The organism is Buttiauxella sp. 3AFRM03, assembly GCF_003675305.1.
Classification (GTDB): domain Bacteria; phylum Pseudomonadota; class Gammaproteobacteria; order Enterobacterales; family Enterobacteriaceae; genus Buttiauxella; species Buttiauxella ferragutiae.
The window spans coordinates 1,283,110-1,294,511 of sequence record NZ_CP033076.1; the positions used below are offsets into that span (position 1 = coordinate 1,283,110).

The 11,402-nt window shown below is 48.7% G+C and carries 9 protein-coding genes; 4 read left to right on the plus strand and 5 right to left on the minus strand.

Annotation, left to right across the window (positions count from 1 at the left end):
* Nucleotides 1–68: 68 nt before the first annotated feature.
* Together serC and D8682_RS07630 are read right to left on the minus strand one after the other, a co-directional pair.
* Complete coding sequence (gene serC / locus D8682_RS07625; protein ID WP_121813952.1) at nucleotides 69–1,154, minus strand: 3-phosphoserine/phosphohydroxythreonine transaminase; 1,086 nt, start codon at nucleotides 1,152–1,154, stop codon at nucleotides 69–71.
* Nucleotides 1,155–1,315: 161 nt separating this feature from the next.
* A complete protein-coding gene (locus D8682_RS07630) occupies nucleotides 1,316–2,008 on the minus strand; it encodes a DUF421 domain-containing protein (protein WP_064548235.1) in 693 nt (230 codons plus the stop codon).
* Nucleotides 2,009–2,146: 138 nt separating this feature from the next.
* On the opposite strand from D8682_RS07630, the gene ycaO reads away from it, so the two are divergent.
* The 4 genes from ycaO to pflA all read left to right on the plus strand — a co-directional run bounded on the left by ycaO (nucleotide 2,147) and on the right by pflA (nucleotide 8,444).
* On the plus strand, nucleotides 2,147–3,904 hold the full coding sequence (gene ycaO, locus D8682_RS07635; protein ID WP_064548237.1) for a 30S ribosomal protein S12 methylthiotransferase accessory factor YcaO: 1,758 nt from the start codon (nucleotides 2,147–2,149) through the stop codon (nucleotides 3,902–3,904).
* A gap of 406 nt (nucleotides 3,905–4,310) precedes the next feature.
* Complete coding sequence (gene focA / locus D8682_RS07640) at nucleotides 4,311–5,168, plus strand: formate transporter FocA (protein WP_064548239.1); 858 nt, start codon at nucleotides 4,311–4,313, stop codon at nucleotides 5,166–5,168.
* A 53-nt stretch (nucleotides 5,169–5,221) separates the two neighbouring features.
* Nucleotides 5,222–7,504, plus strand: coding sequence for a formate C-acetyltransferase (pflB, locus tag D8682_RS07645; protein WP_121813953.1), 2,283 nt, complete (start codon nucleotides 5,222–5,224; stop codon nucleotides 7,502–7,504).
* Between the two features lie 199 nt (nucleotides 7,505–7,703).
* Nucleotides 7,704–8,444: a pyruvate formate lyase 1-activating protein gene (gene pflA, locus D8682_RS07650; protein ID WP_064548243.1), complete on the plus strand. Its 741-nt coding sequence runs from the start codon at nucleotides 7,704–7,706 to the stop codon at nucleotides 8,442–8,444.
* 32 nt (nucleotides 8,445–8,476) lie between these two features.
* On the opposite strand, the gene D8682_RS07655 is transcribed toward pflA, so the two are convergent.
* From D8682_RS07655 to D8682_RS07665, 3 genes are all read right to left on the minus strand, one after another.
* A complete protein-coding gene (locus D8682_RS07655; protein WP_064548245.1) occupies nucleotides 8,477–9,625 on the minus strand; it encodes an MFS transporter in 1,149 nt (382 codons plus the stop codon).
* 288 nt (nucleotides 9,626–9,913) lie between these two features.
* On the minus strand, nucleotides 9,914–10,774 hold the full coding sequence (locus D8682_RS07660; RefSeq protein ID WP_121813954.1) for a dimethyl sulfoxide reductase anchor subunit family protein: 861 nt from the start codon (nucleotides 10,772–10,774) through the stop codon (nucleotides 9,914–9,916).
* A 1-nt stretch (nucleotide 10,775) separates the two neighbouring features.
* On the minus strand, nucleotides 10,776–11,393 hold the full coding sequence (locus tag D8682_RS07665) for a DMSO/selenate family reductase complex B subunit (protein WP_064548249.1): 618 nt from the start codon (nucleotides 11,391–11,393) through the stop codon (nucleotides 10,776–10,778).
* Nucleotides 11,394–11,402: the final 9 nt, after the last annotated feature.

An 11,402-nucleotide genomic window follows, 5' to 3' on the forward strand; every position in this document is an offset into this window, starting at 1 on the left:
TACTCTCAACTCAAACAGAATAAAAACCCCGCGAACCATGCCGCGGGGAGAATAACAACGAGCAGCAATTAACCGTGGCGACGCTCAAAGTCGATCATGAAGTTAGTTAACGCTTTAACACCTTCGAGTGGCATCGCATTGTAGATAGAAGCACGCATTCCGCCTACAACACGGTGGCCTTTCAATGCGTGTAGACCTGCAGTAAACGACTCTTCGAGGAAGAGCTTATCAAGCGCGCTATCAGCCAACTGGAATGGGACATTCATGCGCGAACGGTTGGCCGGAGCAACATCGTTACGGTAAAAATCGCTTTTATCAATCACACCGTATAACAGGCTCGCTTTCTCACGGTTAATTTTGTCCATGACTTCCACACCACCTTGTTCCTTCAGCCATTTAAAGACCAGACCAGAAAGATACCAGGCGAATGTTGGTGGGGTATTAAACATGGAGTCGTTTTCATTAAGCACGGTGTAGTCAAGAATTGACGGGCACGCTTTATGCGCCTTGCCGAGCAAATCTTCACGCACGATAACCAACGTCAAACCGGCTGGACCGATGTTTTTCTGAGCACCAGCGTAAATTACGCCGAAACGGCTAATGTCGAGCGAGTGCGACAAAATCGAGGATGAGAAATCGGCAACCACAACCTTATCGCCAAAGTCTGGCATTTCGTGAGTTGCGATGCCGTCGATGGTTTCATTCGGGCAATAGTGCAAGTAGGCACTATCTTCAGAAACCTGCCACTCGCTCATCGGTTTGAGCGCGCGCAGGCCATCAACTGTCACTTTCGCATCAATAACATTTGGCGTGCAGTATTTGTGCGCTTCTTTTACTGCACTACTCGCCCAATAGCCGCCATCAACATAGTCAGCGCTAGTTTTGTCACCCAGCAGGTTTAAAGGTACACCAGCGAATTGGCCGCGACCGCCACCGTGACAGAACAAAACTTTGTAGTTCGAGGGGATTTGCAGCAGAAAGCGAAAATCTTTTTCAGCTTCTTCAGCTACCTGAATAAACTCTTTACCACGGTGGCTAATCTCCATTACGGAGGTGCCTAAGCCTTGCCAGTCGCAGAGTTCACTTTGCGCACGACGAAGCACTTCAGCCGGTAGCATCGCCGGGCCGGAACTAAAATTGTATACCTGAGTCATTTCCCCTCACCACGCTAAGAGCAATAAGATTTTTTCACGGTATCGGTTTTATCATTCACTCGCGGAGGCTGCAATGGTTAATCAGGTGCGCTGCGGGAATGTGCGCAAAATCACACAACAGATTCATCTAATCGATGAATTAAACACCCGATAAATGCCCGTCAGGTCACTCGCGTGGCGGTACTGGCCTTAACCCAAACTTTATGAGCACAGCGCGGGCAAGCAATTTCATCATTTGCATTCAACGCCACGACTTCACTGCAATGGATACAGGCATAATCCGCATCTTCCGGCATTTTAATAAACCGTTCGCAGCAGTGCTCAGGCAAAATCGGTAAACCCGGCCTGACGAGTTTATCAGGAAAGAAATAGACGCTTATCTGGCCGTTGGTTTCAAGTATCGCCAGACGAACTTGCCCGAGATGCTCTACGCCCAGCAAGCGTAGCTCCATAAAAAACTCAAATTCAGTCATGTTTTGCGACTTCATTTTTTCCCAGGAAAACTCCCCCTCTTCGATAATGACGGAAGGTTTTCCTTCAAACAGGTTTTCAAGTTTTTCACTGTGGCTCATCAGCCACATCACCAGACGATAAAGCAGCCCCAATGTGACGAAAACAATCAACACAGGTAGCATCGGTACGTCATGATAAAACGCCACATCGCCTGCCGCCGAGCCAAGCGTTAAGATTATCAACACTTCAAACAACGACATCTGCCGAACGCCACGCCGCCCCGTTATCTTTAAAAACAGGAACACTAATATAAAGGTATAGAGGCTACGAAAAGCGACCTCCCAGAGAAAATCGAGTGGGACGTCGTTTAATGCCATACGTTGAAGATCAAAGCTCTTCATTTTTACCGCCATTACAGTGGGTTACTGACAGTAAGCATAGCCTGTTATGCTATCGCCGCCTGCTGGCTGCTGACAATGGTGTCAGTCGGCTAAAACCCGTATCATTGCGCGCTTTGCGTACGACAAAAGTGAAACCTCATGACTCAAACCTTTATTCCTGGCAAAGATGCCGCACTGGAAGATTCCATCGCTCGCTTCCAGACCAAGCTCGCCGATCTTGGCTTTAATATAGAAGAAGCTTCCTGGTTAAACCCTGTGCCAAACGTCTGGTCAGTGCATATCCGTGATAAAGACAGCGCGCTGTGCTTTACCAATGGTAAAGGCGCGACTAAAAAAGCCGCTTTGGCTTCAGCGCTGGGCGAATATTTCGAGCGTTTGTCGACTAACTATTTCTTTGCTGATTTCTGGTTAGGTAAAACCATCGCCAATGGCCCGTTTGTGCATTATCCAAACGAGAAGTGGTTCCCAATTCCTGAAGATGAGCAACTGCCGGAAGGCATTCTCGACGATCGTCTGCGCGCGTTTTACGATCCTGAGAACGAAGTCACCGCAGGTATGCTGATTGATCTGCAATCCGGCAATGAAGAGCGCGGCATCTGCGCACTGCCGTTTACCCGTCAATCCGATCAAGAAACCGTTTATATTCCGATGAACATCATCGGGAACTTGTATGTTTCTAATGGGATGTCTGCAGGGAACACCGCAAACGAAGCCCGTGTTCAGGGACTTTCAGAAGTTTTTGAGCGTTACATTAAAAATCGCATTATCGCGGAAAGCATTAGCCTGCCGGAAATCCCGCAGGAAGTGCTGGCTCGCTATCCTGGCGTGGTCGAATCAATCGCCACTCTGGAAGCTGAAGGATTCCCAATCTTCGCGTATGACGGTTCATTAGGTGGCAAATATCCGGTTATTTGCGTGGTGTTATTCAACCCAGCAAACGGCACGTGTTTTGCGTCGTTCGGTGCCCACCCTGATTTTGGTGTTGCGCTGGAACGTACCGTGACTGAACTGCTGCAGGGGCGTGGCCTTAAAGATCTGGATGTCTTCACTCCTCCGACCTTTGATGACGAAGAAGTTGCCGAGCATGCCAATCTCGAAACTCACTTTATCGACTCCAGCGGTCTGATCTCCTGGGATATGTTCAAGCAAGATGCCGACTATCCATTTGTTGACTGGAGCTTCTCTGGAACCACAGAAGAAGAATTTGCCACATTGATGGCAATCTTTAATGCAGAAGACCAGGAAGTTTATATCGCTGACTACCAGCATCTTGATGTTTACGCTTGCCGCATCATCGTTCCTGGTATGTCCGATATTTATCCTGCCGAAGATCTGCTGCTGGCTAACAACAGTATGGGCTATCACTTGCGTGACACCATTCTGTCATTACCAGGCAGTGAGTGGGAGAAGCAAGATTATCTCGATCTGATTTCTCAGTTAGATGAAGAAGGCCACGATGATTTCACCCGTGTCCGCGAGCTGCTTGGTCTGGCGACAGGTAAAGACAATGGCTGGTATACGCTGCGTATTGGTGAATTGAAAGCCATGCTGGCACTGGCTGGCGGTGACACCGAACAAGCGCTTATCTGGACGGAATGGACGATGGAATTCAACGCGTCTATTTTCAGCCCTGAGCGTGCGAACTACTATCGCTGCCTGCAAACCCTGCTGCTACTGGCGATGGAAGAAGACCGCCAACCGCTGCAATATCTGAATGCCTTCGTGCGTATGTACGGCGCAGAAACAGTAGAAGCGGCAAGTGCTGCTCTGAGTGGTGAAGCGCCATTCTATGGCCTGCAAGCTGTAGATAGCGATTTGAAAGCGTTCCCTGCCCATCAGGCGTTGTTAGCGGCGTATGAAAAACTGCAACGCGCAAAAGCGGCTTTCTGGAAATAAAGTAACAAAACTAAACTCAAAGGTGCGTAAACCATGATGTTTACGCTATATTACGGGGCGATTTTTATTGCCCCGTGTTTTTATTGGCAGCGTAATAATTTCATTTGTGACTCAATAGTTAAATATTGGTGAAATATTATTATATTAAACTACAAATAATGTTGCCAAATTATAGAAATACTCCATTCTAATTACCCCGACACAGGAGCGTTGAGGCTAAATATCAAATTACATTATAAATTTTAAACTTTATTTTTATCAAAAGTATCAATAACTTAAACTGAAAATCAGGTAAACACCTGCTTTTATCAGGCCTATAAGCTTGGCGAGATATGATCCATATCAAATTTTACTCTATAATGCTTTGTTAGTATCTCGTCGCCGAATTAAATAAGAGAGAGTTAGTGTGAAAGCTGACAACCCTTTTGATCTATTGCTCCCAGCCGCTATGGCGAAAGTCGCCGAAGACGCTGGCGTCTATAAAGCAACAAAGCACCCGCTGACCACGTTTTATTTAGCGATCACGGCGGGGATGTTCATCTCGATTGCCTTTGTCTTTTACATCACTGCGACCACCGGTACTTCGACCATTCCGTTTGGGATTGCGAAGCTGATTGGCGGTACTTGCTTCTCCTTAGGGCTTATCCTGTGCGTTGTCTGCGGTGCCGACCTCTTCACTTCTACCGTGTTGATTGTTGTTGCTAAAGCCAGTGGCCGTATCACCTGGGGTCAACTCGCGAAGAACTGGGTCAACGTTTACATCGGTAACCTGTTCGGTGCTTTGATGTTCGTGGTGTTGATTTGGTTGTCAGGTATGTACATGACAGCAAACGGTGCGTGGGGTCTGAATGTGCTTCAAACCGCAGACCATAAAATGCACCACACCTTTATTGAAGCTGTGTGCCTGGGTATTTTGGCTAACCTGATGGTCTGTCTGGCTGTCTGGATGAGCTACTCGGGTCGCAGTTTGATGGACAAGATGTTTGCTATGATTCTCCCGGTCGCCATGTTTGTTGCTAGTGGTTTTGAGCACAGTATCGCAAACATGTTCTTGATCCCTTTGGGTATCGTAGTACGCAACTTTGCAAGCCCGGAATTCTGGACCGCAGTTGGGTCGTCTCCGGACAATTTCACTCACTTGACCGTATTGAACTTCATCACAGATAACCTGATCCCAGTGACTATTGGGAACATTATCGGTGGCGGCGTACTGGTTGGGTTGACGTACTGGGTAATTTATCTACGCGGTGGTGATAAGCACTAAGTGCTAGCCGTCGTGTAGGGAATAAGAAATCCACATTAGAAGGTAGGTGTTAAATGTCCGAGCTTAATGAGAAGTTAGCCACAGCCTGGGAAGGTTTTGCCAAAGGTGACTGGCAGAATGAAGTCAACGTGCGTGACTTTATTCAGAAAAACTACACCCCTTACGAGGGTGACGAGTCCTTCCTGGCAGGTGCTACTGAAGCAACTACCACATTGTGGGACAACGTCATGGAAGGCGTTAAACAGGAAAACCGCACTCACGCGCCTGTTGACTTCGATACTGACCTCGCTTCCACCATCACCTCTCATGATGCTGGTTACATCAACAAGTCCCTCGAAACTATCGTTGGCCTGCAGACTGATGCTCCACTGAAACGTGCAATTATTCCGTTTGGTGGCATCAAAATGGTTGAAGGTTCTTGCAAAGTATACGGTCGTGAACTTGACCCAATGCTTAAGAAGATCTTCACCGAATACCGCAAAACCCACAACCAGGGTGTGTTTGACGTTTATACCAAAGACATCCTGAACTGCCGTAAATCAGGCGTAATCACCGGTCTGCCGGATGCTTATGGCCGTGGTCGTATCATCGGTGATTACCGTCGCGTAGCACTGTACGGCATCGACTTCCTGATGAAAGACAAATTCGCTCAGTTCAACTCTCTGCAGAGCAAACTGGAAAACGGCGAAGACCTGGAAGCAACAATTCGTCTGCGTGAAGAAATCTCCGAGCAACACCGTGCTCTGGGCCAGATCAAAGAAATGGCTGCTAAATATGGCTGCGATATCTCTGGTCCTGCTAAAAATGCTCAAGAAGCTATTCAGTGGACTTACTTCGGCTACCTGGCTGCAGTTAAATCTCAGAACGGCGCTGCAATGTCCTTCGGTCGTGTATCCACCTTCCTGGATGCATTCATCGAACGTGACCTGAAAGCTGGTAAAATCACCGAGCTTGAAGCACAGGAAATGATTGACCACCTGGTCATGAAACTGCGTATGGTTCGCTTCCTGCGTACCCCTGAGTATGATGAGCTGTTCTCTGGTGACCCAATCTGGGCGACCGAATCTATCGCCGGTATGGGTGTAGATGGTCGTACTCTGGTTACTAAATCTAGCTTCCGTTTCCTGAACACCCTGTACACCATGGGGCCGTCTCCGGAGCCGAACATCACTATTCTGTGGTCTGAAAAACTGCCACTGAACTTCAAGAAATTCGCCGCTAAAGTTTCCATCGATACTTCTTCTCTGCAATACGAGAACGATGATCTGATGCGCCCTGACTTTAACAACGATGACTACGCAATCGCATGCTGCGTGAGCCCAATGATCGTTGGTAAGCAAATGCAGTTCTTCGGTGCTCGTGCTAACCTCGCGAAAACCATGCTGTATGCAATCAACGGTGGCGTTGATGAAAAACTGAAAATTCAGATCGGTCCTAAAGAAGCGCCAATCATGGCTGACGTTCTGGACTACGATAACGTTCTGGATCGTCTTGACCACTTCATGGACTGGTTGGCTAAACAGTACGTCACTGCGCTGAACATCATTCACTACATGCATGATAAGTACAGCTACGAAGCGTCTCTGATGGCTCTGCATGACCGTGACGTTGTTCGCACTATGGCTTGTGGTATCGCGGGTCTGTCTGTTGCAGCTGACTCCCTGTCTGCAATCAAATATGCGAAAGTTAAACCTGTTCGTGACGAAGACGGCCTGGCTGTAGACTTCGAAATCGAAGGCGAATACCCAATGTTCGGTAACAACGATTCTCGCGTAGATGACATCGCTGTTGACCTGGTAGAACGTTTCATGAAGAAAATTCAGAAACTGACTACTTACCGTAACGCTATCCCGACTCAGTCTGTTCTGACCATCACCTCTAACGTGGTTTATGGTAAGAAAACCGGTAACACCCCAGACGGTCGTCGTGCAGGCGCTCCATTCGGTCCAGGTGCTAACCCAATGCACGGTCGTGATCAGAAAGGTGCTGTTGCCTCTCTGACTTCCGTTGCTAAACTGCCGTTTGCTTACGCTAAAGATGGTATTTCTTATACCTTCTCTATCGTTCCTAACGCACTGGGTAAAGACGACGAAGTTCGTAAAACTAACCTCGCGGGTCTGATGGATGGTTACTTCCACCACGAATCGTCCATCGAAGGTGGTCAACACCTGAACGTGAACGTAATGAACCGTGAAATGCTGCTGGATGCGATGGAACACCCTGAGAAATATCCTCAGCTGACCATTCGTGTATCTGGTTACGCTGTACGTTTTAACTCCCTGACTAAAGAACAACAGCAGGACGTTATTACCCGTACCTTCACTCAAAACATGTAATTCACGGTTTGTCTGAAAAGGCGTAGAATAAAGGCTCCACCTCGGTGGGGCCTTTTCTTATGTCAGAACCTATTTTGCAAGATAACTGCTACGTTTAGGATATCTTGCAAAATTGATTCGACGCGGCAATCTGTTTAAAGACCGCGCTCAACCTGGTTGATGCCATTGAGCATCAGCCAATACTGGAGAGAACACCGCAATGTCAGTAATTGGCCGAATTCATTCCTTTGAATCCTGCGGTACCGTGGATGGTCCCGGTATTCGTTTTATCACCTTTTTCCAGGGCTGCCTTATGCGCTGCCTGTATTGCCATAACCGTGACACATGGGATACACACGGCGGCAAAGAGGTTACCGTTGAAGAACTGATGAAAGAAGTGGTGACCTATCGACACTTCATGAATGCCTCTGGCGGCGGGGTCACAGCATCGGGTGGTGAAGCTATTTTGCAAGCCGAGTTTGTTCGTGACTGGTTCCGTGCCTGCCGTAAAGAAGGTATTCATACCTGTCTGGATACCAACGGTTTTGTACGCCGCTACGATCCAGTCATTGATGAATTGCTTGAAGTGACTGACCTGGTGATGCTCGATTTGAAACAAATGAACGACGAGATTCACCAGAATCTGGTTGGTGTTTCAAACCATCGTACTCTCGAGTTTGCGCGCTATTTGTCTGATAAAAATATTAACGTCTGGATTCGCTACGTTGTTGTTCCTGGCTGGTCAGACGATGACGATTCTGCGCATCGTCTTGGTGAGTTCACGCGAGATATGGGCAATGTAGAGAAAATTGAATTGTTGCCGTACCACGAGCTGGGCAAGCACAAATGGGTGGCAATGGGCGAAGAGTATAAACTCGACGGCGTGCATCCACCGAAGAAAGAGACCATGGAACGCGTTAAAGGCATTCTGGAACAGTACGGTCACAAAGTGATGTACTAGAAAATAGACCCTCGCATGAGGGTCTATTTTTATCAGGCATGAGCGACAGGCGTAGTGTGGTGCCCCGCTTTGCGCAGCAGCATCAATAAGTAAACAAATGCCACACCAGCAATCATCACAAACAATAAACTGTCCGAATAGCTTTGCATCAGCATCGATGTAAACGTTGGGCCAAGCAAGCTGCCTACGGTGTAACTCAACAGTAAGGCCTGATTCATTGCGACCAACTGATGGTGTTCAACTTTCTCGCAAGCCCAGGCCATTGCCACCGGGTAGAGTGTGAATCCAGCCGCCCCAAGAACAAATAACGTTGGCCCCATTGCGGCGTGACTCAGCATTGCCATGCAACCCAGAATCACAATAAACACCTGGACACGAAGCACTAATAAACGACCAAATCGATCGGCCAGACGACCAACCGGCCATTGTCCAACAATCCCCGCGCTGACCATTACCGCCATCCAGAAACCAATCCCGGCATCACTGACACCCTGATGGTTTAAATACAGCGGCATTAACCCATACAGAGAACCGAGAACAATCCCTGAAATAATACAGCCGTTCACCCCAAGGCGCGCATGACGCAAACGCAGCATTGGCCATACGGGAGTCGCCTCTTGATTTTCGCTGCGATCGTTTACAATGCGGGCGAAGAGCAGCGGAAGAATCGCGGCCAGTGTTAATGCAGTTATCCACGGCAAAACGCTGGCTATATCTGTCGGCATTTTGCTTATCATCAATTGGCCAAGTACCGTGCCGACGTAATAAACCATCATGTAAGCCGCCAGCAGGCGTCCACGGTTACGCGACGTCCCGCTGCACATCAGCGCACTCTCGACAACCACCCAAATCATCGCGCAGCCAATTCCTGCGATGAAACGCCACATCATCCAGCTCCAGAACCCGGTCATTAACCCAAGTCCTGCACAACCCGCCGCGAAAATCAGCGATGCAAGATAGTAGCTACGGTTGAATCCCTGGCGCTTTATCAGCCAGCCAGTCATCAGCGTACCCACCAGATTCCCGGTAAAATACGACGACCCGACCATCCCGACTTGCCATGTAGGAAGATTTTCGTGAGCTAACCAGAGTGGAACCAGCGTATTTAAAACCGCGATTGCCAGGGTCAAAAGCATCAGACCGCAGAGCAAAAGCATGACTGGCCGGGTATAGATGGACATGTAAAAACCGCGAGGAAGAGAATAAATTTGTGCGCATCATGCCACCAGCAAAATGATTGTCAATCCAGTGCTGACGGGGCCTGACCCGATTCACAGTCTGTCGATTTGAAAAACTTATTCAACTTGTGAACTAAGCGTTGAGTGAAAAAGCTATCTCTCTGTTTTTGATGAGATCAGGGATTGTGAATCGAAGCGGATTGGATGAAAAATTTCATGGTGAGTTGGATGATATTTTCTTATGCGAAAATAAAAAATGCGCCCGCAGGCGCATTTCATTGTGATAGCTGGTTAGCTGGCTATCGCCATGCCAACAGTCATATGCAGACCGTAGAAAACACCGCGGCCAATCAGTTCGCCCGCGATGACCAACACAAAAGCGAATGCCAACACTGCGGGGCTCGCCTGCCCACCTTTGAGCTGTGGAACAATCCAGCAAACCAAAGCCGCAGCTAACACCAGCAGTCTCCAGGACATCAACGCGCCGTATTCCGGTACCAATGCTGAAGCCTGCGCAATCGAGCTTTGAATCGTTGCCAGTTCCATGCCCTGCAGCATCACCACCGCGGTACTGATCACAACAGCCAGCAGGGAAACTGCGGGAAGAATGCGCATCCCCCAGCCGGTTACACCCGCGACACGCAGCAATAAGTAACCCAATAGTGGCCCGCCGATAAACATCGTCAGGAAGAAACTGAGCGGTGTATACGCGCTATACCACGTTGGAACGGTATCAATCAGGTAAACCTTGCACATCATCCAGACAAAAACCACGCCAAGAATCATGGCCAGGATCATCCACATTTTCCCGATCGCCTGTGGCATTTTGCCCAGTACGGTCACCAACCACCAAAACCCGCCGACCGCGAAGAAGACTGAACCGCTGGCAATTTCATTGCTCAACGCTGAATCACCTATGCGATTGAGTGAGTTGAAGGCGCGCAGCGGTGAACCGAGGTGAAGCACAGAGGCCATAAAGCCAATGCCCATGAGCACCCACAATACGATCATTGTCCATTGCACACGCTTTTGCTGTGCGCGATCGGAACCCCCTGTCAGCAACGCCAGCGCCATGACGATAAAACCACCCGCCACGCACTGCCCCAAAACTGTAAAGACCATTAACGGCCATTCATGCCATCCGTTACCCATCTCACACCTCCTTCGGGTTTGCCAGATAGCCGGTTTTATCCCCACAAGGACGGCTGTTGGCGTTGGGTTTAATGACAATATTTGGCTTCGTGAAATGTGCTGATGGCAGTGGAGCAATGGCAGCTTGCTCACCATATTTTTCACGCAGCTCTGCAATCGGCGCCATATCCAGCGCACGCAACGGGCAAGACTCCACACAAATTGGTTTCTTCCCTTCTGCAATGCGTGAATAACAGCCATCGCATTTGGTCATGTGCCCTTTTTCTGCGTTGTATTGCGGTGCACCGTACGGGCAAGCCATATGGCAGTAGCGGCAGCCAATACAAATGTCTTCGTTTACCACCACAAAACCGTCTTCTCGTTTATGCATCGCACCGCTTGGGCAAACTTTAGTGCAGGCGGGGTCTTCACAATGGTTGCAGGCAATCGACAGATAATAGGCAAACACGTTTTGCTGCCAGACACCGTTGTCTTCTTGCCAGTCACCGCCCGCATATTCATAAATTCGGCGGAAGCTGACGTCCGGGCCTAAGTTTTTGTAGTCTTTACAGGCCAGCTCGCAAGTCTTGCAACCAGTGCAACGGCTGGAATCGATATAAAATCCGTATTGGGTTGTCATCAGCTATTC

Excerpts from the sequence above, each read along its gene's own strand:
- serC (WP_121813952.1), bottom strand. The coding sequence starts at position 1,154 with ATGACTCAGGTATACAATTTTAGTTCCGGCCCGGCGATGCTACCGGCT.
- D8682_RS07630 (WP_064548235.1), bottom strand. The coding sequence starts at position 2,008 with ATGAAGAGCTTTGATCTTCAACGTATGGCATTAAACGACGTCCCACTC.
- ycaO (WP_064548237.1), top strand. The coding sequence starts at position 2,147 with ATGACTCAAACCTTTATTCCTGGCAAAGATGCCGCACTGGAAGATTCC.
- pflB (WP_121813953.1), top strand. The coding sequence starts at position 5,222 with ATGTCCGAGCTTAATGAGAAGTTAGCCACAGCCTGGGAAGGTTTTGCC.
- pflA (WP_064548243.1), top strand. The coding sequence starts at position 7,704 with ATGTCAGTAATTGGCCGAATTCATTCCTTTGAATCCTGCGGTACCGTG.
- D8682_RS07655 (WP_064548245.1), bottom strand. The coding sequence starts at position 9,625 with ATGTCCATCTATACCCGGCCAGTCATGCTTTTGCTCTGCGGTCTGATG.
- D8682_RS07660 (WP_121813954.1), bottom strand. The coding sequence starts at position 10,774 with ATGGGTAACGGATGGCATGAATGGCCGTTAATGGTCTTTACAGTTTTG.
- D8682_RS07665 (WP_064548249.1), bottom strand. The coding sequence starts at position 11,393 with ATGACAACCCAATACGGATTTTATATCGATTCCAGCCGTTGCACTGGT.